Below are 20,379 nucleotides of genomic sequence, written 5' to 3'. Positions count from 1 at the left end.
CCTACGGTACGGAAACGGATTGGTGCCGGCCATCAGACGGCGGGATGAACTTACAGGTTTCCTTCCGGCATGCATCATCCGCAAGGATTAGCGTAATCGCGGACTGCGGATGAGATGCCGTATGTCAGACGAGGTGCCAGGAAAGGCGGTGCAGGTCGCTGGGTCCATGTTCGGCGATGGCTTCGCGGTGGGCCGCCGATCCGTAGCCTTTGTTGTTGGCCCATTCGTAAGGCGCATATTGCGGCTGCGCGGCGAGTTTGACCATGAGTCGGTCTCGTGTGACTTTGGCGATGACGGCCGCCGTCGCCACGGTCGCGCAATGCCGGTCGCCTTTGACTTTGCAGGTCACGTCCGCCGGAATTGGCACGTCGGGTGCGTCGAAGGTGTTGAGTGCTTTGGTGATGTAGTCGTTCGGACCGTCAAGAATCGCGCCGATTTTCAGATTATTCAATGCTTCCGATGATTCAGAAGATCCTGCAATTCCAGCAGATCCACTCCCGCCAATGCCAAGCTTGCGTTCCGCTTCGGCGAGCGCCCGCAGTGCCGCCACGCCGAGTGCGTACGAAATACCCCATTCGTCGATTTCCGTATTGGAGGCTGCTCCGACCGCCCATGCGGCGCACCATTGTTCGAGTTCGTCGAAGATGGCTTCGCGTTTGTGTTCGGTCAGCATTTTGGAGTCGGCCACGCCTTTCGGCACTTCCAGAGGCGAAGATTCCTGCGAGTCTCCTTGCGAAGCTCCAGCCGACCCATCCAAGTCACGCGCCCAAATCGCAGCCGCACCAACCATTACCGGCCCTGCGAGAGATCCACGCCCTACCTCGTCAAAGCCGACGATCACATCGTAGCCCTGTTCGGCAATAGCGCGTTCCAAATCCAATGTGGGAATTACGGAAACCGCCATCAGACCGCCGAGCCTCCTTCCGGAACGTCGGCGAACACTTCATGGTGCGAATCGAGTCCGCTGATGCGGTTCAATGGCCAATATCTCGCGAGTCCAACACCCACTACGTCGGAAATAGGCACGAGTCCATGTGAGGAATCGTTCTGATGGTAGCGAGAATCGGCGGAATTGGCGCGATTGTCGCCCATAACGAACACGTGTCCTTCGGTCACGGTCACACTGAACGCGAATGAGCTGGGGTCCACGCCTGGGCGAATGTATGAGCTTTCGCCAATCGCCACGCCATTGACGGTGATCGGCTTGCCCGGCCCTTCGCAAGCTACGGTGTCTCCTGGCAGTCCGATGAGTCGTTTGATGAGGTAGTCGCCGCCGAATTTGCTGTTGTCTTCCTGCTGCAGCCAGTGGTCGGGGTCTTTGAACACCACCACGTCGCCGCGTTTCAGGTCGAAGACTTTCGGGGTGAGTTTCGAGGTGATCACTCGGTCGCCTGGTTCGATGGTGTTCATCATGGATTCGGAAGGAATCACGTAGAATCCGATCAGGAAAACACGTATCAGCAGCACGACGATAACAGGAATTCCGCACCAAACCAGGGTGTCGCGCAAGCCAAAGCTTTCGCCGCTATTGTTTTTTTCTTCGGCATGCTTCATACATGATTCCTTTATCGTCCGGTTTGCACACTGACCCTTATCATAGCGGCTAAGAATAGCAAAAGGCCCTCCTGCCGTAAGGCTGAGGGCCAATTTCACGCTTTATTTGCGTTTGAAACTCACTTCTCGGAGTTGTCGCGGCGCTCGGCGATACGAGCGGCCTTACCGCGCAGGTTGCGCAGGTAGTACAGCTTGGCGCGACGCACGCGGCCCTTGCGGACCAGCTTGATGGAGTCGATGACCGGGGAGTGCAGCGGGAAGCGGCGCTCCACACCGGTGCCGAAGCTGATCTTGCGCACAACGAAGGTTTCACGAACGCCGCCGCCCTGACGAGCGATCACAACGCCGGTGAAGGCCTGAATACGGGAGTTGTTGCCTTCCTGGATCTTCACGTTGACTTCAACGGTGTCACCCGGACGGAATGCCGGAATTTCCTCGGCCGGCTTCATGTGCTTGGCGTCAAATGCCTCAATAGCGTTAACCATTGTGTTTCCTCGAGTCGCCGCCGCATATCAGCGCACAGGTAAGGGCTTCACGATTTTCGCAAAATCGTTCTGCCTGGTATGTTCTTCGCAGGTCTGCCTGCGAAGGATTGCCAATCCGCCGAAAATCGCGGCAACTTGCGTTCGTGCAATATTCCACTCAATCTTGCGATCGTTTTCGGCTGGACCCGAAGGGATTCAGGATTATGCGGCGTCCTGAGTCCCGGCATAGCAATACTCAAAAATACCTCATCCACCAGACCTCATGCCGTCCAAAACTCGCCGCAAAAGTTCTTGATGATTGATTATTTAAAGAATGGCTATTTTCTGCGGAAAACGCTACTTCCATGTACGATATGCAGAACTTCATGGTGCTGATTTCGCACGAAATGCAAAACTTGGATATTTGAAAATGATGATTCAGGGGTAATGAAAAGGGCTCTGCACTGAAATGCAGAGCCCTTTGGAAGTTATTGCGCTACGGCGCTATGCATGTCGCTGAACGCAGCGTTCCGGTTTCCCTAGAAATCAGAACTTGCGATTTGCGCGGTAGAACTGGATCAGGGACTGGGTGGAAGCGTCCTGAGCAGCCAGAGCCTCGTCATCCTGGGAGATGGCCGGGGTGATCTGCTTGGCGAGCTGCTTGCCCAGCTCAACGCCCCACTGATCGTAGGAGTCCAGGCCCCACACGGTGCCTTCAACGAAGGTGATGTGCTCGTACAGGGCGATGAGCTCGCCGAGTGCGAACGGGGTCAGTGCCACACCGAAGATGGAGGTGGTCGGGCGGTTGCCGGTGAACACGCGGGCCGGAACGATCTCTTCCGGAGTGCCTTCTGCGCGCACTTCGTCAGCGGTCTTGCCGAAGGCCAGAGCCTTGGTCTGTGCGAAGTAGTTGCCGAGGAACAGCTCGTGCACGTCCTGATCGCCGTCCTTGGTCGGGTTCGGGGTGTTCACGAACGCGATGAAGTCGGCCGGGATCAGCTGGGTGCCCTGGTGGATCAGCTGGTAGAAGGCGTGCTGGCCGTTGGTGCCCGGCTCGCCCCAGAAGATTTCGCCGGTTTCGGAGGTGACCGGGGTGCCGTCCCAACGCACGGACTTGCCGTTGGATTCCATGGTCAGCTGCTGCAGGTAGGCCGGGAAGCGGTGCAGGTACTGGTCGTACGGCAGCACGGCGTGGGAGGCGACCTTGAAGAAGTTGCGGTACCACACGTTCAGCATGCCGAGCAGCACGACCACGTTCTTCTCGAACGGGGTGTTGGCGAAGTATTCGTCGATCTCGTGGAAGCCGTGCAGGAACTCTTCGAAACGTTCCGGTCCGAACACCACAGCGAGGGAGGTGCCGACGGCGGCGTCCACGGAGTAGCGGCCGCCAACCCAGTTCCAGAAGCCGAAGGCGTTGGCCGGGTCGATGCCGAACTCGGCGACCTTCTCCAGGTTGGTGGAGACGGCGACGAAGTGCTTCTTGATGGCTTCGGCGTTCTTCTCGTCGGAGCCGTCGACTGCGCCGGCAGCCTTGAGGGCGTCGAGCAGCCAGGTGCGGGCTTCACGAGCGTTGGTCAGGGTTTCCAAGGTGGTGAAGGTCTTGGAAACAACGATGAACAGAGTGGTCTCCGGGTCGAGGCCCTTGGTCTTTTCAGCCAAATCGTTCGGGTCGATGTTGGAAATGTAGCGTGCGGAGATGCCTGCGTCAGCGTACGGCTTCAGCGCTTCGTACACCATGACGGGACCCAGGTCGGAACCGCCGATGCCGATGTTGACCACGGTTTCGATCTTCTTGCCGGAAACGCCGGTCCATTCGCCGGAGCGAACCTTGTCTGCGAAGGCGTAGATGCGGCCGAGCACTTCGCGCACGTCCTTGACGGTGTCCTGTCCGTCAACGATGTACTTGCCTTCGTCTTCGGCCGGGCGGCGCAGTGCGGTGTGCAGCACGGCACGGTCTTCGGTGTTGTTGATGTGCACGCCGGTGTACATGGCCTTGGTGCGCTCGTCGAGCTTGACGGCCTTGGCGAGGTCCGCGAACAGCTGCAGGGTTTCCGGCTTGATCAGGTTCTTGGATAGGTCGAAGTGCAGGTCGCCCGCATCGAAGCTCAGCTTCTCGACGCGCTCGGCGTCATCGGCGAACCACTGCTTGAGGCTGATGCCTTCGGACTGCAGCTCATCGTAGTGCTTCTGCAGTGCGGCCCACTCCGGGGTCTTGGTGGCGTCAACAGGAGGATTGATGGCCATGGTATTAGGTCCTTTCATCATCACTATGAAGCGGAACAAGCTACGGATCTTCGTAGATTTCCGTACGTCGCATTCCGTATCTCTTCACCTCACAAGATACTCACAAAATAAGACAGAACAACACAAAAATGTTTCCCGAGTTAACACATTCGCTAGGATTCGCAATATAGCGCGGTTCCGACCACTTCCATCTTCGCCAAGCATACTTTTGACGCTTACTGAAATCGTATGCACAGTTCCGCCGTAAGCCTTCGTCACACTTCTACGCAATCGACCGTACGTCGGCACCAAATCCCCACCGCAGAACCCGACCAGACCAAAGCGCTCAGCATGGGCCCCGGTAAAAATCTTCTTGCCGCTCTCATGCGAGCGCGACGAACAAGAAGTGAGCGCCGGTCATCATCAGCAAACTGATAATCGCAGTAATCGACAGCGTAAAACCAGCAAGCTTCGCATTGCCAAGCACCTTGTCGGTAAACAGCGTGGAAAACACGGCAATCGGCGCCAGACAGCACATGGCGGCCGTCTCACGAATCTCAGCACTGAACGGAAGCAGCAGCCAAGCCGCAGCGGCAAACGCAATACCGAACGGCAGTCGCCAACCAATCACCTTGAGAAGCTTCAACACATCCTGCCTGCCAGACGGCAAATCCATAAGCATGCCCACCATCAGCATCGCGCAGAACGAATTCGCGTTCGAAAGCGGCTGCACAAGCGTGGCGATAATGTCAGGAATCTTCACGTTAACGAGCGTGAGAATAATCATCACCAAGTACGTATCGAACGGAACCGAGCCGAAGAACCCCTTGAACACATTGCGGGCCAAAGCCTTGCGGGCAAGACACTTGGCATCCTTGTCTTTCAGCTTCACATGCGGGAGCGTGGGCGCATTGCCCTGATACTGCTCGATAAGCGGCGTGCCAGGCTTGATATGCAACAGCGTTTGCGTCATCACATTCGTGCCGGCGGCAACCATCACGCAATTGCCAATGTCGAACATGGCGGCGGGCACGATCGCGCCTGTGCCAAGAAAAGCCTGCACTACGGGGAAACAGAAGCAGCCAACGTTGAAGCCGGAGCCATTCAACATCATGAACGCGCGATCCTGCACCGGACGATGGCGGGACGTCAGGAAAACCACGACCGGCGGAATGAACGCAACGATCAGGCCGAACAGCGAAATCAGCAACAGGCTGGAATCATGCGGATTCGTAGCAAACGAATAGACGATCGCACCCGGCAGCACCAAATTGAAAATAGCGGTCTGCATAATGCGATAATCGCGATCCTTGAACAGACCGGCACGCTTGAACAAATATCCGGCAAGGATAATCAGCAGCAACGCAACAGGCTGAATCAGTGCAGACACAACACTCCCCCTAATCCTTAAGCTTCTCTTCCTCTTCCTACCCACAGTCATCTTAGGAGCATCCCCCGCCACCAAGCCGACTCCCTGCCGCGCCCTAATTTCCCACCCACTGGAAGAATCCACCCGCCCAAAGCCACCCCAGCGGGAAAAACATCCACTCACTGGAGGAATCATCCCGCCAACAAGCCCCTCAGCGCACCGAATCCCCCAGTGAGTGGAACAATCCTCCCGCTTGCGCGCCTCTCAACGTCCTGATTCCCCACCCACTGGAACAATCCACCCGCTCGCAGGCTCCCCAACGTCCCAAATCCCCCAGTCACTGGAAGAATCGGGACGCAAACGTGCGAAATGTTCTCAAAATGTTCTCAAAAAGGCTTATTGAATGGTCTGCGATGGCCAAGAACAGGCAGGCTGCCGCCATTTTCTGAAAGTGCGCGAGATGGGACTTGAACCCACACGTCAAAGACACAGGAACCTAAATCCTGCGCGTCTACCAATTCCGCCACTCGCGCAAGTAGCCATACCGGAGCGAAATGCTCCTGATATGCAAAACCCTAGATGCTTTCACATCTAGGGCACTGGAGCCACTTGACAGAATCGAACTGTCGACCTGCTCATTACGAGTGAGCCGCTCTACCGACTGAGCTAAAGTGGCAATGCCCGGTAAGCACACGCCATCCGCGCACAGGACACAAAGCGTATCAGAAAAACTCACCCCGCGCAAATCCGCGTCGCGCCAAGCAGCCCCAGCACCCCCGAGCTAGCGGCGAAGGAGTTTGTGGGCCAAATCGTTCACGCCGTAGCGCAGCTTGCTCACAGGAAGCGTGAATTCGCCCGGCAACTCCTCCACATAGCCGTTGAAGCCCTGCTTAAACTCCAACACGCCACGTCCATCGTCTTCCGGATCGTCGAATACACCCGAAATGCCATAGAAGTTGTACCGCGTCACTCCGCGTTCCAAACAACGCGACATCATCTCATGCTGCAAGGCGGTGGGCGCGTAGAACTTGGCGTAACGATCGTCAGATCCGCTGGAGAAATACACCAGCTCGCGCTCATGCCACATGAACAGACCTACGGCGACCGGTACCACTTCGCCATCACGAGCGATGCGCTCGTTCGCATCCTCAATGCGGCGTCGTGCGGACTCCACATTCTTCTGAGCCGTATCGAGCTTCTTGCGCACATCATCCGGGTACTTCGTATGCTCAAGCGAACGCTCCAAGCGTTCCACGTCTTTCGAGAACTTCGCCAGCTTTTCTTCCCAGGACTGCAAATAGCGGTCAAGATGCACTTCCGCCACCATGAATTCGGCCTTGTCTCCAAACGCATCATATACGCGTTCGAAATAATCAAGGCTACGGTTGGCGAAATGCTGGCGTTCGCTACTCAGCTCGCAAATATCGTGGAACACATTCAACTCTCTGCGATTCAGGCGTCGAACCTCCACGCCGCTGTTCCGCGCGATCTTGACGTTACGACGTGTGTTCTTCGCATACGAAGCGAGCAGTCCGCCGGCGTCCGAGAACTCACTCAGGTCCTTGACGTAATTCCAACGGTTCATCAGGGCATCGTACCCACGGGTGAAGCCAGCATGCTTCCAACCCAGCCGCTCGTACTCCCGCACCATCGCATCATTGGGTTCGGTCACAGCCTTGCCTTGCGAATCACGAACGCAATACACTTGGTTGGGCCAGCACGTCAGACTGATGGCGTGAACCCGTTCGGCAACCTCGCGCAAACCGTCGGTCAACGCGGTCATCCGCTCGCTGTCATTCCCATTGCACAACGGGCCAAGCCACAACGAACCTTCCATGCCGAAACGCCCTTGTGAAAAGGCCACCAACGCTCCCGCCACCGGAGCATCGTGCGAATCCACCAATCCAACGTATTGCGTCTGCATGCCTTCAGATTGCGCCAAAACCGCCATTTCGGAAGTCTGCTGGAATCCGTCGTACTCGCTCGCAGCAGAAAGCGCATCAAATTCATCGGCGCTCAGCTCACGCACATTCCATTCAGACGATTCTCGCTCTTGTTCCTCACTCACATCCATTTCTCGCACCATGATCCGCGCTGCCTTTCATTATTCAAACCGGCTAAAAGCCCCATTTCCCAAGGGAGATAACCTAGTCTGACCTGCAGCCGCCGTCAACCACGTTCACATAACCCTCGCGCGCTTATAAGTCCGCGCCCAGAGACCTCCATGCGAATGACGAGCTAGCGGCGAAGGAGTTTGCGTACGACAGTCTTGAACTTGAACGCCAACGGGCGCACGGGAAGCACGAACGAACCCATAAGTTCCTCAACATACCCGTTGAAGCCTTGCTTGAATTCGAGCACGCCACGGCCTTCGCTGTTCGGATCATCGAATACGCCGTCGATGCCGTAGAAGTTGTAGCGGGTCACGCCACGCTCCACGCACAGGTGCAGCATGGCGTCATGTTGCACAAGCGCGGAAGCGTAGAACGGCTTGTACTTCTCCACGCTGCCAGAGAACAGATACACCGTTTCACGCGCATGTTCCACGAACAGGGAGGCCGCCGCCGGAAGCACGTCACCATCTTTGGCATACTCGGCCGCTTCAGCCAAACGCTTTTCCGCCGCCGCAAGGTTGCGGGACTCCTCCCCTAGCTGACGTCCCGTTTTGGTGGTCGGATGCTCATCGTATTTGGACTGCAGCGTATCGACCTTCTTCTGCAAGACATCACGCTTGGATTCCATGTCGGCAATGTATTCGCCGATGTGAATCTGCGCCACCATGAAGTGAGCTTTGCTGCCATAGGCTTGTTTGAACTTGCGGAAGTACGCTTCACCGCGATATTCGAAATTGCGACGTTCGGCGGTGGCCTGCTCGATGTCGGCAAACACCTGCAGCTCGTCTTCACCCAGTTCGCGCACATGCACGCCCATGGATGCGGCACGTTTCACGCTCCACTGCGTGCGCTTGTCATACGACTTGAGCAGTGACTTTTCGTCGGTAATGCCAGTCAGGTCTTTCAAGTAGCGCCAGCGCGGCACTGCGGTGTAGCCGATCGTGAAGCCGTCATGTATGAAGCCGAGGTTTTTCAACGTTTCCACGGCATCCTCAGCAGGAGCACCACCTTGGTCAGCTGGCAGTTCACCGCCGCGCGAATCATGCAGGCAGTATGGCATTTCCGGCACGATTTCCATCTGTGCGGAACCTTTCGCCTTCGCATGCTGCTTCAGCTGGGTCATGAAGTATTCGGTCAATTCGCGATCACGATAGTCGCACAATGGTCCGTCATGCACCACACTGAATGTGGAAAGGCGGCTGCGATGCGTTTCGAACAGCGATCCCGCAACGATTTTGCCGTTTTCTTGAACGCCAAGATATTCCACTTCGATTCCTTGGGCGGCACGCAGACGGCCTGCAGCGGAGGTTTGCTGGAAGTTGCCGTCCGGGTGGTGTGCGGAAAAATCGTCAAACGCCTCCGGACTCAACGTAACCAGAGAAAATGCTCGCATGTAATCCTACCCCTTCATGCTGGTTGATTACGAGATTGATTGCCGTACGCAACCAGCATGATGGTAGCACGAGTCAAAGGACTGTGATTTCGGTGGGGATCACCGGATCGCCCTTCATGAGGCTTTGCGCGCCGATTGGCAGTTCGGCCAGTGCCTGAGCACGATAATTATGCGCGTTGACGATGGCTTCGTGCCCCTGATAGTCGGAGTTGATTTCGCCGTCGGTCACATAGTCGACCAGCAGATCCTTCCAGCCTTCTTCCGGCTGATAGGAGGCAAGCTGCTTTTCGGATCCGGAAATCACATGTTCGCAGTCGGCCAGCGAATATTCGTACGAGCGGAAGGCGAGCTTGCGTCCCGGAACCGTGGCCTTGTCTTTCGACTTCTTGGCCACCGGCTGCATGTCGCCAGCGGAATTTTCGCGTTCGGTCAGCTTGTACACCATCGCGCAGGTCGGAGCGCCCGATCCGGTGACGAGCATGGTGCCCACGCCATACGAATCGACCGGCGCAGTCTGCAGCGATGCGAGCGCATACTCGTCCAAATCGTTGGTGACGGTGATCTTCGTATTGGTGGCTCCCAGCGCGTCCAGCTGGTTACGCACACGCTGCGCCAGCGACGCCAAGTCGCCGGAATCGATGCGCACGCCGCCCAATTCTGGGCCGGCCACTTCAACCGCCGTCTTCACAGCCTCTTCAATGTTGTACGTGTCGACCAGCAGCGTGGTGTTCTTGCCAAGCGCGGCGATCTGCGATTCGAACGCGCTCCGCTCGTCATCGTGCACTAGCGTGAAGCAGTGCGCAGCCGTGCCAATGGCCTTCAAGCCATACATTTGCGCGGCCAGCAGATTGGCCGTACCTTTGAAACCGCCCACTACGGCGGCGCGGGCTGCGGCAACGGCGGCCCACTCGTTCGTTCGGCGACCGCCCATATCCATGCACGGGCGGTCCTTCGCGGCGCTGACCATGCGGGACGCCGCCGACGCAACCGCGGAATCGTAATTCAAAATGCTCAGCAGCAGCGTTTCCAGCAGCGTGCACTCGCCGAACGTGCCTTCGACTTGCAGAATCGGCGAATTCGGAAAGAACATCTCACCTTCGCGATAGCCCTTGATTGAACCGGAGAAATGAAAATTCTCAAGCCATTTGATGGTTTCAGGGCCCACCACCTTGCGATCTGCAAGGAATTTCAGATCATTATCGTCAAGATGAAAGTTTTCAAGCGCGTCAAGAATGCGTCCTTGCCCGGCGGCTACTCCGTAGTGGCGGCCAATCGGCAGGTGACGGGTGAAAATTTCGAATACGCACTTGCGATTGGCGGTGCCGTCCCTCAGACACGCGTCAAGCATGGTGTATTCGTACATGTCGGTCATGAGCGCAGGTGAATAATCCAGCATTTCCAAAGCCTTTCTGACTTTTGGTGAAACTGACCATGAGCGTAGGCCTCACTGTGGCCAAGCACAGGTTTTCACTCCATCATACGTGCTTGAATGCCTGTATTACGTGAGATAAACGCGGAAAACGACGCAAAATGATCGCAAGACAATTACGAACGATTCACGCACCTCAAGATGGGTTTTCGGCTGGTGATACTGTTTTTTCGGAAAATACAAGCGATTGTTGATCGTGTAATCAATCGAAAGCAGAGAAATCAGCGATGGTAGCGATTAAAGACATGTTGGACGGGCAGACGATAATTCGCGCGGACGGACGTAAGGTGGATGAGCTGCGTCCGGTGCGTATCACCCGTCATTTCACAGACGTTCCGGAGGGGTCCGTGCTTGTGGAATGCGGCAATACACGCGTGATGTGCACGGCTACGTTCACCGCAGGCGTGCCTCGTTGGCGCAAGGACTCCGGCCTGGGCTGGGTCACCGCAGAATATGCGATGCTGCCGCGAGCCACCGCAGACCGCACTGATCGCGAATCTGTGCGCGGCAAGATCGGCGGACGCACGCACGAGATCAGCCGACTGATCGGACGCTGCCTGCGTGGCGTGGTCGACATGAAGGCGCTCGGCGAAAACCAGGTGCAGATCGACTGCGACGTGCTGCAGGCTGACGGCGGCACCCGAACCGCATCGATCACCGGCGCATATGTGGCGCTCGTGGACGCCATGCATTGGGCCGAGAAGCACAAGCACATCAAGTCTGCCGACCGCGTGATCAAAGACAGCGTTTCCGCCGTGTCCGTGGGCGTAATCGACGGCAAGCCGATGCTTGATCTGCCGTATATCGAAGACAGCAAGGCTATGACCGACATGAACGTGGCCATGACCGGCTCCGGCGAATTCATTGAGATTCAGGGCACCGCGGAGCATCGCCCGTTCAACCGCACCGAGCTTAACGTGCTGCTTGATCTGGCGGAAAAGGGCAACAAGGAACTGCAGGCCGCGCAGCAGGCCGCGCTCGCACAGGACTGAAACGGCCGCAAGCCGAACGCAATCCGACTGTAGGCTGGCCTCCGCAGGCCGACCGTCGGCCAGGCACGTCAGACGCATGTCAGGCAAGCTGACATCAACGAAGCAACGAAAGGAATCGGAACGTGAGAATCATCGTCGCAACCCATAACGAAGGCAAACTCGCTGAAATCAATCGCATTCTGGAAGATTGCCTAGGTGCGGACGCGGCTCGGGTGGAGCTGGTTTCCGCCGGTTCGCTGAATCTGCCGGATCCGGTGGAAGACGGCGTGACCTTCCAAGAGAACGCGCTGATCAAGGCCCGTGACGTGGCCGCGCGCACAGGCTGCCCGGCGATTGCCGACGATTCCGGCCTGATTGTGGACGTGATGGGCAATGCTCCCGGCATTCTTTCCGCACGTTGGGCAGGCAGGCATGGCGACGACAAAGCCAATAATGCGCTGCTGCTCGCGCAGATGGCCGACATTCCGGACGCCAAGCGTACTGCGCGTTTCCGTTGCGCGGCCGCGCTGGTGATGCCGGAAACCGAAGCTGGCGCCGGTGCAAACGGCCGTTATGCGATTGGCAGCGAGACTGTGAAAACCGGCGAAATGCCGGGTGTGCTGCTGCATGAGCCTCATGGCGAGCATGGTTTCGGATATGACCCGCTGTTCGTGCCCGACGATCAGCCCGCCCGCGCCATCGAAGCCGGCGAGAAACTCACGTCCGCACAGATGGAACCGGCCGAAAAGAACGCCATTTCCCACCGCGGCAAGGCCTTGCGTGCTCTGCTGCCGTCCGTAGCCACCTTGCTGAAGTAAGAGAAGCAAGGCCGACGCGGGGTCGAACAAGCCGCCGCAACTCGAACAAGCCGCCGCAAGACAAGACGCAACAATTGCTATCAGGTGCGGAACCGTAGTTTACGGTTCCGCACCTTTTGTTTGCTGATTTTCACCGGACGTCACCGAACCTCACCGTTTTGGCCTTCGCCAACCGGACGCCGCCGGACGGCACCGATCTTCACCAACCGTCGCCAATCCTCACCGATCGTCGGCTCGAAAATCCTTGCCATCGTAATTCGCCCAATCCGGGTGCGGCCCGCCGGTTTCGATACTGCGCTGAATATCGCGATACAAGTGCAGTTTGCGCAACACATGCATATACGCTTCTTCCAGCGCGGCCCGCTGCTCCAAAATCGCCTGATGCCGCGATTCCAACAATTCCAACATGTCCGCGATATGTGCGCGCTCGTCTTTTTCGTATGCGAAGAAGCGCCTGAGCTCATCGATGCTCATGCCCGCATGCTTGAAACAGGCGATCGCCTTGAGCCGCCCAATATGCGCGTCGGTGTACACGCGCCGCCCAGCATCGTCGCGTTCCACATTGCACAGCAGCCCCTGATCCTCGTAATAGCGCAAGGTTGACGTCTGCACATGGAATCGTTGTGCAACCTCACGAATCGTATATGTTGCCATCTTCCCGTCTCATTTCTACGTTTTCTGCGATTGTGCGATTTCTTGCGATTGCCATATCGGCAGTTTCCTGCGATTTCCTGCGAACGACAATCATCGAAAAACACACTATCGACGATATTTGCATTCAAGTTTACTTGAAGTGCGACGATAGTATCGTCGACAAACTCACGATATGCGCCAACTCAAGCAGCACGGCGCACAGCGAAATGCGCAGAGTCTTCAAGGAGGAACAATGCTCGAACCGACCACCGTCTACACGCCGTCACCCACCCGATACGACTCCATGACCTACAACCATGTAGGCACAAGCGGTCTGAAACTCCCAGCGGTTTCACTCGGTTTTTGGCATAATTTCGGCGATATTACGCCATACGCCACCATGCGTGACATTGTGTTCACCGCATTCGACAACGGCATCACGCATTTCGACCTCGCCAACAATTACGGTCCCGAACCGGGCAGCGCCGAGAAGAACTGCGGCCGTCTGCTGCACGAATATTTCCATCATCATCGCGACGAACTGATCATCAGCACCAAAGCCGGCTACGAAATGTGGCTCGGCCCCTATGGCGATCTCGGCAGCCGCAAATATCTGCTCGCCTCTCTCGATCAGAGCCTCGAACGTCTCGGCCTCGACTACGTCGACATTTTCTACCATCACCACATGGATTCCTCCACACCGCTCGAAGAAACCATGGGCGCACTGGCAACCGCCGTGCAAAGCGGCAAAGCGCTATATGTTGGCTTGAGCAACTACGACGGTCCGACGCTCGAAAAAGCCACCGCGATCCTTGACGAACTGCATGTGCCGTTCATCATCAACCAGAACCGTTACAACATTTTTGACCGCACTGTGGAACGCAACGGACTGAAGGAAACCGCCAAAAAGCTCGGCAAAGGCCTCATCACGTTCTCACCGCTCGAACAGGGCCTGCTCACGAACCGTTACCTCAACGGCGTGCCCGCAGACAGCCGCATCGCACATGACGGCCGATTCTTGCAGGAAAGCGCGTTGACGCCGGAACGTCTGCAGCAAATCCGCGATCTGAACGACCTTGCCGCCGAACGTGGTCAGACGCTTGCCGAAATGGCGCTCGCATGGCTGCTGCACGACGGTTACGTGACCTCCGTGCTTGTCGGCGCGTCCCGCCCGCAGCAGTTGCTCGACAATATCGGCGCGTTGAAGAACACCACGTTCAGCGATGAGGAACTGCGTCGCATCGACGAAATCTCGCTGCGCTAAGCGCGGATATTTCAAAAAAGCAAGCCGACAATAAAATACAACAGCAATAAAAATCTGCCGAGACAATCTGAATTATCGAAAATAACTTCGACACAGAGACCATCTCGGCAGATTTTTTATATGTAATCACGTTCGGCAATCTTCGGAAATTTCAGTGAAATTCCAACATCACCATACGACGAGAAAAACGATCAGAAGTCGGAGTTCATCATTTCGTCGTAGATGCGCTTGCAATCCGGGCATACCGGGAACTGCGAAGGATCACGCTTCGGCACCCACACCTTGCCGCACAACGCCACCACCGGTCGGCCGGTGCGACGGGACTCGGCAATGCGATCGCGCGACACATAATGTGCGAAACGATCCGCATCACCATTGCCGCCATCATCCAGCTTCGTCTCCTCTTCGGGACGTTCCAGCACCGCAGTGCCGGTACCAGCATCCGGATTGGAAAGCGGCGAGACCGGATCAGCCTCGTCAATGAAGCCGTCGCGATCTCCAAACATCGAAAATGCCATAATCAACTCCTCAAATACGCCGCAACCGCGGCACCACTGCCTCCATCATAGCCATGAAAACCCACATATTCGCCGACACTTCGCGTAATTTCACGCAACCGCGGTACGCTTGAGGCTATGACAATTGCAGTTTGCCCCGGGTCGTACGACCCAGTAACCGCCGGACATTTGGACGTCATCGAACGTTGCGCGCGTTTTTTCGATGAAGTGCATGTCGTGGTGGCGGTGAACGCGGCGAAAACACCGATGTTTTCCGAAGAGACCCGCGTTGAGATCATCCGTAAGGCGCTTGAAAAGCGGAATTGCCGCAATATCAAGGTTTCTTCAACAACCGGACTGATTACCGACTATTGCAAAAAGGTCGGCGCGACGGTTATTGTGAAGGGTCTTCGCCAGAATGGCGATTATGAGGCCGAGTTGGGTATGGCGTTGGTCAATCGCAAGCTTGCCGATGTGGAAACGCTGTTTTTGCCGGCGGCACCTGATTTGGAACATATTTCTAGTTCGATAGTGAAAGATGTGGCTCGCCACGGCGGCGATGTGACTGGCATGGTGCCCGATTGCGTGATTCCGCTGCTCGGCGAAGCGCTCAACAATGAAAAGAGGGCATGATGGGTGAAAAGACCACGAGCTACGATCCGCTTGCGGACGGCGTCGACGATGACACGACGTCGCAGCGACCGGTGATCGCCATGTCTGATTTGCCAGATTTGCGCACCACGTTCGACCCGGACGCGCCTTTGACGGATTCCGGCAATCTGAGCCGTGACGAGTTCACCACCGTGTATGACATCATCGACAAGCTCGAATCGGCGTTGGATGAGGCAAAACCGATACTGTTCTCCCCCGGCACCGTGCGCGTGGACCGTGACGAGTTCACCGAACAGCTCGACCAGTTGAAGAGAATGATGCCGGTGCAGCTGGAACGCGCCTCGGCATTGATGCGCGAATCGGAACGACGCTTGGAAAGCGCTCAGACGCAAGCCAACGTCATCGTGTCATCCGCGCAATCGCGTGCGGCCGACACTATACGTGAGGCCAACGAACAGGCGCAGTTCCTCGCCGGTCAGGAAAATGTGACCGAGATCGCACGGCAGAAGGCACGTGCTATTCTCGACCAGGCGCAAGCCAGGGCCGACCATCTCACGCAGGGAGCCGACAAGTACTGCACCACGGTGATGGAAACGCTGCAACAGCAGCTCGGCAAGCTTGGCAACGACGTGCAGGCGGGATTGAACGTACTGTATGATCGCCAGCGCGAAGCGAGCACGCATGTGCCGCATCTTGACGTAAACGACTATCCGGAAAGCTGAATGGAAGGCTGAACATGGCACGTATCGAAGATTCCCCGTGGGCGATTTCCGTGGCGCAGGTCGCTTCACGAGCCGGGCAAAGCAAGGAGATCGACGCGACTTTCCCCGCGCCGAGCGGCATCGGCGATGAGATCGTCGGCGTTGAAGAGGGTGCTGACGTTACTGTTGTCGGATCGTTTGATTCGATTGTTGACGGCTTGATTTTCAACGCCCGCATCAGCGCCCCCGTGCATGCGGAATGCACCCGTTGCCTGAAACCGATCAAGCGCGATTGGACGGTGAACGTCACCTCGTTCTTCCCCTATGAAGACAAGTCCGCAAACGTTGCATCCGGTAAGGGCGGCAAAAACGGCAAGGGCTGCGCCAAGGAAGAGGAAGTCGACATTATTGCCGGCGAAGACGAGTCGGAGGATTCGTATCCGCTGCTTGAAGGCGGCTCCTGGGCCGACATCGAGGCTTTACTGCGTGACACGTTGGTTGAGGAACTGCCGCTGCAGCCGTTGTGCAAACCGGATTGCTTGGGATTGTGCTCGCAGTGCGGCGCCGATTTGAACGAGGAACCGGACCATCATCATGATGTGACCGATATTCGTTTCGCCGCTTTGGAGGGGTTGAAGGCCCAGCTGAAAGGCAACGAATAAAGGCTCGGCCTAGTGCAACTAGGAGTCAGGCGGGATACGAGCAGGGTACAGGCAAGGCTGATTTTACTTGGTTTTTACATGGGTTTCTGATCGAGTTTTGCAGTTTGTACGGAGCACAAGTTAAGATACTGAACGCTTAAGCTCAATCGTTCGAACGAAACAGAGGAAACACAATGGCACTGCCTAAGTACAAGACCTCGCGCGCGAATACTCATTCTCGCCGCGCAAACTGGAAGGCCAAGGCCGCCCAGACCGTTACCTGCCCGAACTGTGGCGCTCCGGCGCTGCCGCACATGGCCTGCCCGAGCTGCGGCGCCTACCGCGGCCGCGTGTACCGCGAGGCTGTCCGCTCCATCCACACCAAGTGAGTGGCTGCCGAGTAACGGCATAAAGCATGAGAACCCTGCCATCGACGGGTGGCAGGGTTTTTGCATATCTCAGGCCGGATTCAGGCTGAGAGCACGGCCATACCCGTCTCATTCCCATTCTTTTCCACTTGTCCCTTTCCGCTTGTCCCTTTCCTATTTCCTGCCCTGCTTCCGCCCTATTCCGCCTAGGCGTGGGCAGAGAGTAAACTGAACGAGATCGTTGTTTGCATAGCAATCGGCCAGATTCGCTGGCATTTTGCCACGTACGCAACGTCCCGAAACCGTGCGGCGAGCTTCGCCGCCCCATACCCACTACGAAACCGAGGACGAATATGACCAAGAACAACATCGACGCATCAGCCGTTTCCGAAGGCGAGGTGACCGCCAACGCGCTGCTTGAGGCGCTTGGCACCACGCTCGAACCCGACCTGCTGGTCGAAGCGCTCACCCACCGCTCCTTCTCGCATGAGAATCCTGGCGCGAAAAACTACGAACGTTTGGAATTCCTCGGTGATGCCGTGCTTGAGCTCGTTTCCACGGAAACCCTCTACAAGGCGCACCCCGACATGAACGAGGGTCAGCTTGCGAAAATGCGAGCGAAAGCCGTTTCCGAGGAATCCCTAAGCAAAATCGCCCGCGAAAAGCTACATGCGGGCCCGTACATTCTGCTCGGTCATGGCGAAAGCGATCAGGGCGGCGCCGATAAGAGCTCGATTTTGTGCGATATCGTCGAATCGTTGATCGGTGCAACGTTCATTCAGCACGGCATTGACGAGGCACGTCGCGTTGTGCATCATCTTGTTGACGAAACGCTTGCGGAAGTCGCCACGGAAGGCCCTGCCCTCGATTGGAAAACCTCGCTTACCGTCAAAGCGCATGGAATGGGTTTCGGCGAGCCGCGCTACCAGATGTCGGTTTCCGGTCCGGAATATGCGCAAGTGTTCACCGCGAACGTCATGCTGGGCGAAAGCGACGAAATCATCAGCACCGGCACAGGCACCAGCAAACGCAAGGCGCAACTCGCCGCAGCTGAAGAAGGTTGGAAGGCGCTGGATAATCGCAAGTCTGAAGCACAAAACGTCCGTAAGCATCGCAAACATCATCACAAGCACGGCAACAACGGCAACGACAGCAACGACAATAAGTAGTCGCAAGCGGACAAAACAGCTACGAATCCACCCTCTCATACCACCGTGGAACGCAAAGCGCCAGAATATGGCACGAATCCGGCATATTCTCCTGTCAGCCGATAGCATAGACTGATTATTAGCGAAGGATTGCGATTCGCAAGTCGCCACAAGCGATTGCGCCGCTTTCCGATGATGGGGTTCGGCTGATTGCGTGCACCGAAACGCGGAAGCATACCCCTGTAAGAGAGTTCCACGAACGAACATGAGAGGGAACATGGTGTTACCTACGCCTCTGCAGGCATTCAGCGGCATGCCCAAAGCAGCCGCAACCACTGAAAAGCAGACCATTGTTGACGGCGAGAAGATGACCGGCGCCGAAGCGCTGGTACGTTCGCTGGAAGATCTGGGCGTCAAGGATGTTTTCGGCGTTCCAGGCGGTGCGATTCTGCCGGTTTACGATGCGATCAATGATGAGACCGGTTTCCGTTTTGTGCTGATGCGCCACGAACAGGCCGCAGGCCACGCGGCTGAAGGCTATGCCGTATCGACCGGCCAGGTCGGCGTGTGCATCGTCACGTCCGGCCCGGGCGCCACGAACATGATCACCCCGATCGCTGACGCGAACATGGATTCCGTGCCGATGGTGGTCATCACCGGCCAGGTCGGCGTGAACGCCATTGGTACCGACGCTTTCCAGGAAGCCGATATCGTCGGCGCAACCTACCCGGTGGTCAAGCATTCCTATCTGGTCACGCGTGCACAGGATATTCCACGCGTGCTGGCTGAAGCGCACTATGTGGCACGTTCCGGCCGCCCCGGCCCGGTGGTGGTTGACGTCACCAAGACCGCGCAGACCGGCGATATGTACTATTCGTGGCCGCAGCGCATGATTCTGCCCGGCTACAACCCCACTACGAAAGCGCACGGCCGTGTGCTTTCCGACGCTGCGAAGCTGTTCGAGCAGTCGTACCGTCCGGTGCTGTATGTGGGCGGCGGTGCGGCACGTTCCGATGCCGGCAAGTTCGTGCAGGAACTGGCGGAAGTCACGAACGCTCCGATTGTCACTACGCTGCCCGCACGCGGTGTTGTGCCTGATTCCGATCCGCAGGTGCTCGGCATGCTTGGCATGCATGGCACGATTGCCGCTACCGGCGCCGTGCAGCGTTGCGATCTGCTTGTTGCGATCGGCGCTCGTTTCGACGATCGTGTGACCGGCAAGCTTGACGCTTTCGCTCCGGGTGCACGTGTGATTCACATTGATATCGATCCGGCGGAAATCGGCAAGAACCGTCAGCCGGACGTGCCGATTGTTGGCGATGTGGCAACCGTGCTGAAGGATCTCATTCCAGAAATCAAGCGCGAACAGGCTGTGCATGGCAAGCCTGACACTTCGCATTGGTGGGAAATCATCAATGATTGGCGTGAAAAGTACCCGATCAAGTGGGACGAGCCGACCGATGGTTCACTCGCCCCGCAGTGGGTCATCAAGCAGCTTTCCGACCTGGCTGATCCTGACACGATTTGGGTTACCGGTGTGGGCCAGCATCAGATGTGGGCCACGCAGCTCATCGATTTCGAGAAACCGCATTCTTGGCTGAGCTCCGGCGGCCTTGGCACCATGGGCTACGGACTGCCGGCCGCCATCGGCGCTCGTGTCGGTTCCGAACGTTTCCATGAGGGCGAAAAGCCGGTGTGGCTGATCGACGGCGACGGTTCCTTCCAGATGACGTCTGAAGAGCTGGCAGCCGCATTCCACGACCGCACGCCGGTCAAGATCGCGCTGCTGAACAATTCCGTATATGGCATGGTTCGCCAGTGGCAGACCCTGTTCTACGGCGAGCATTATTCCGCCACCAATCTGATGGATGGCGAGAATGCGCCGGAAATCGTGGATGTTCCTGATTTCGTGAAGCTTGCCGAAGCATATGGTTGCGTCGGCATGCGTGCGTTCACGGAAGAAGAAGCCGTCGAAGCGATCAAGAAAGCCAACGAAATCAACGATCGTCCGGTGCTTATCGACTTCCGCGTATGGAAGGACGCCATGGTGTGGCCGATGGTCGCAGCTGGCGACTCCAACGACAATGTCACGTATATGCCCGGAATCAAGCCGCTGCAGCGTCCGAATGCTGTTGCCGACAACGAGTAAACGAGTATCGGGTAAGTAGTAAGAAAGGGTC

19 protein-coding genes and 2 tRNA genes are annotated in these 20,379 nt (G+C 57.0%); 9 read left to right on the top strand and 12 right to left on the bottom strand.

The annotated features are described in order from the left end of the window. Positions 1-124 precede the first annotated feature (124 nt). From rnhB to WMO36_RS00270, 10 genes are all read right to left on the bottom strand, one after another. Positions 125-904 (bottom strand): ribonuclease HII, encoded by a 780-nt coding sequence (gene rnhB, locus WMO36_RS00315; RefSeq protein ID WP_099571020.1) that lies wholly within the window; start codon positions 902-904, stop codon positions 125-127. Beyond that, entirely contained in the window at positions 904-1,554 is a 651-nt protein-coding gene (lepB, locus tag WMO36_RS00310; RefSeq protein ID WP_291785797.1) for a signal peptidase I, read from the bottom strand. Before lepB ends, rnhB begins: the two co-directional genes overlap by 1 nt. Before the next feature lie 119 nt (positions 1,555-1,673). Further along, the gene (gene rplS, locus WMO36_RS00305) at positions 1,674-2,039 is read right to left on the bottom strand and encodes a 50S ribosomal protein L19 (protein ID WP_099571022.1); all 366 of its coding nucleotides are present in this window, start codon (positions 2,037-2,039) and stop codon (positions 1,674-1,676) included. Positions 2,040-2,564: 525 nt separating this feature from the next. Further along, on the bottom strand, positions 2,565-4,262 hold the full coding sequence (pgi, locus tag WMO36_RS00300; protein WP_003836153.1) for a glucose-6-phosphate isomerase: 1,698 nt from the start codon (positions 4,260-4,262) through the stop codon (positions 2,565-2,567). A gap of 361 nt (positions 4,263-4,623) precedes the next feature. Continuing rightward, positions 4,624-5,631 carry an AEC family transporter gene (locus WMO36_RS00295; protein ID WP_099571023.1) on the bottom strand — a complete coding sequence of 336 codons (1,008 nt, stop codon included), beginning with the start codon at positions 5,629-5,631 and terminating at the stop codon, positions 4,624-4,626. Between the two features lie 431 nt (positions 5,632-6,062). Further along, positions 6,063-6,143: transfer RNA gene (locus WMO36_RS00290), tRNA-Leu, on the bottom strand. A 67-nt stretch (positions 6,144-6,210) separates the two neighbouring features. Continuing rightward, positions 6,211-6,286 (bottom strand) — tRNA-Thr (locus WMO36_RS00285). Between the two features lie 105 nt (positions 6,287-6,391). Next, positions 6,392-7,696, bottom strand: a complete 1,305-nt coding sequence (locus WMO36_RS00280) for an aminoacyltransferase (protein ID WP_349076385.1) — start codon at positions 7,694-7,696, stop codon at positions 6,392-6,394. Between the two features lie 152 nt (positions 7,697-7,848). Continuing rightward, positions 7,849-9,117 (bottom strand): aminoacyltransferase, encoded by a 1,269-nt coding sequence (locus WMO36_RS00275; RefSeq protein WP_099571024.1) that lies wholly within the window; start codon positions 9,115-9,117, stop codon positions 7,849-7,851. A 73-nt stretch (positions 9,118-9,190) separates the two neighbouring features. Then, entirely contained in the window at positions 9,191-10,513 is a 1,323-nt protein-coding gene (locus WMO36_RS00270; RefSeq protein ID WP_099571025.1) for a nicotinate phosphoribosyltransferase, read from the bottom strand. 260 nt (positions 10,514-10,773) lie between these two features. Between WMO36_RS00270 and rph the strand changes: the two genes are divergently transcribed. Together rph and WMO36_RS00260 are read left to right on the top strand one after the other, a co-directional pair. Further along, complete coding sequence (rph, locus tag WMO36_RS00265; protein WP_099594884.1) at positions 10,774-11,538, top strand: ribonuclease PH; 765 nt, start codon at positions 10,774-10,776, stop codon at positions 11,536-11,538. A gap of 122 nt (positions 11,539-11,660) precedes the next feature. Further along, positions 11,661-12,335: a non-canonical purine NTP pyrophosphatase gene (locus tag WMO36_RS00260; protein ID WP_144090619.1), complete on the top strand. Its 675-nt coding sequence runs from the start codon at positions 11,661-11,663 to the stop codon at positions 12,333-12,335. A gap of 219 nt (positions 12,336-12,554) precedes the next feature. Here the strand turns inward: WMO36_RS00260 and WMO36_RS00255 are convergent, their stop codons facing one another. Beyond that, entirely contained in the window at positions 12,555-12,989 is a 435-nt protein-coding gene (locus WMO36_RS00255; RefSeq protein ID WP_099571028.1) for a MerR family transcriptional regulator, read from the bottom strand. 232 nt (positions 12,990-13,221) lie between these two features. On the opposite strand from WMO36_RS00255, the gene WMO36_RS00250 reads away from it, so the two are divergent. Continuing rightward, complete coding sequence (locus WMO36_RS00250; protein WP_302694809.1) at positions 13,222-14,232, top strand: aldo/keto reductase; 1,011 nt, start codon at positions 13,222-13,224, stop codon at positions 14,230-14,232. Positions 14,233-14,423: 191 nt separating this feature from the next. Here WMO36_RS00250 and WMO36_RS00245 read toward each other — a convergent pair whose 3' ends face one another. Next, entirely contained in the window at positions 14,424-14,750 is a 327-nt protein-coding gene (locus WMO36_RS00245) for a DUF3039 domain-containing protein (RefSeq protein WP_180753358.1), read from the bottom strand. 117 nt (positions 14,751-14,867) lie between these two features. On the opposite strand from WMO36_RS00245, the gene coaD reads away from it, so the two are divergent. The 6 genes from coaD (at position 14,868) to WMO36_RS00215 (ending at position 20,348) form a co-directional block, all read left to right on the top strand. Further along, positions 14,868-15,362, top strand: coding sequence for a pantetheine-phosphate adenylyltransferase (coaD, locus tag WMO36_RS00240; protein ID WP_039196906.1), 495 nt, complete (start codon positions 14,868-14,870; stop codon positions 15,360-15,362). After that, a complete protein-coding gene (locus tag WMO36_RS00235; RefSeq protein ID WP_349076380.1) occupies positions 15,359-16,063 on the top strand; it encodes an ATP synthase subunit B family protein in 705 nt (234 codons plus the stop codon). Before coaD ends, WMO36_RS00235 begins: the two co-directional genes overlap by 4 nt. 14 nt (positions 16,064-16,077) lie before the next feature. Further along, positions 16,078-16,704 carry a YceD family protein gene (locus WMO36_RS00230; RefSeq protein WP_349076378.1) on the top strand — a complete coding sequence of 209 codons (627 nt, stop codon included), beginning with the start codon at positions 16,078-16,080 and terminating at the stop codon, positions 16,702-16,704. Positions 16,705-16,877: 173 nt separating this feature from the next. Then, positions 16,878-17,072 (top strand): 50S ribosomal protein L32, encoded by a 195-nt coding sequence (rpmF, locus tag WMO36_RS00225; protein ID WP_004220165.1) that lies wholly within the window; start codon positions 16,878-16,880, stop codon positions 17,070-17,072. A gap of 332 nt (positions 17,073-17,404) precedes the next feature. Next, positions 17,405-18,220 carry a ribonuclease III gene (gene rnc, locus WMO36_RS00220; RefSeq protein WP_099571032.1) on the top strand — a complete coding sequence of 272 codons (816 nt, stop codon included), beginning with the start codon at positions 17,405-17,407 and terminating at the stop codon, positions 18,218-18,220. Between the two features lie 256 nt (positions 18,221-18,476). Beyond that, entirely contained in the window at positions 18,477-20,348 is a 1,872-nt protein-coding gene (locus WMO36_RS00215; protein WP_099571034.1) for an acetolactate synthase large subunit, read from the top strand. The last annotated feature ends 31 nt before the right edge of the window (positions 20,349-20,379 follow it).

It is taken from the genome of Bifidobacterium hominis, assembly GCF_040095915.1.
Classification (GTDB): Bacteria; Actinomycetota; Actinomycetes; order Actinomycetales; family Bifidobacteriaceae; genus Bifidobacterium; species Bifidobacterium hominis.
This window is presented reverse-complemented; position numbering and strand designations above follow the sequence as displayed.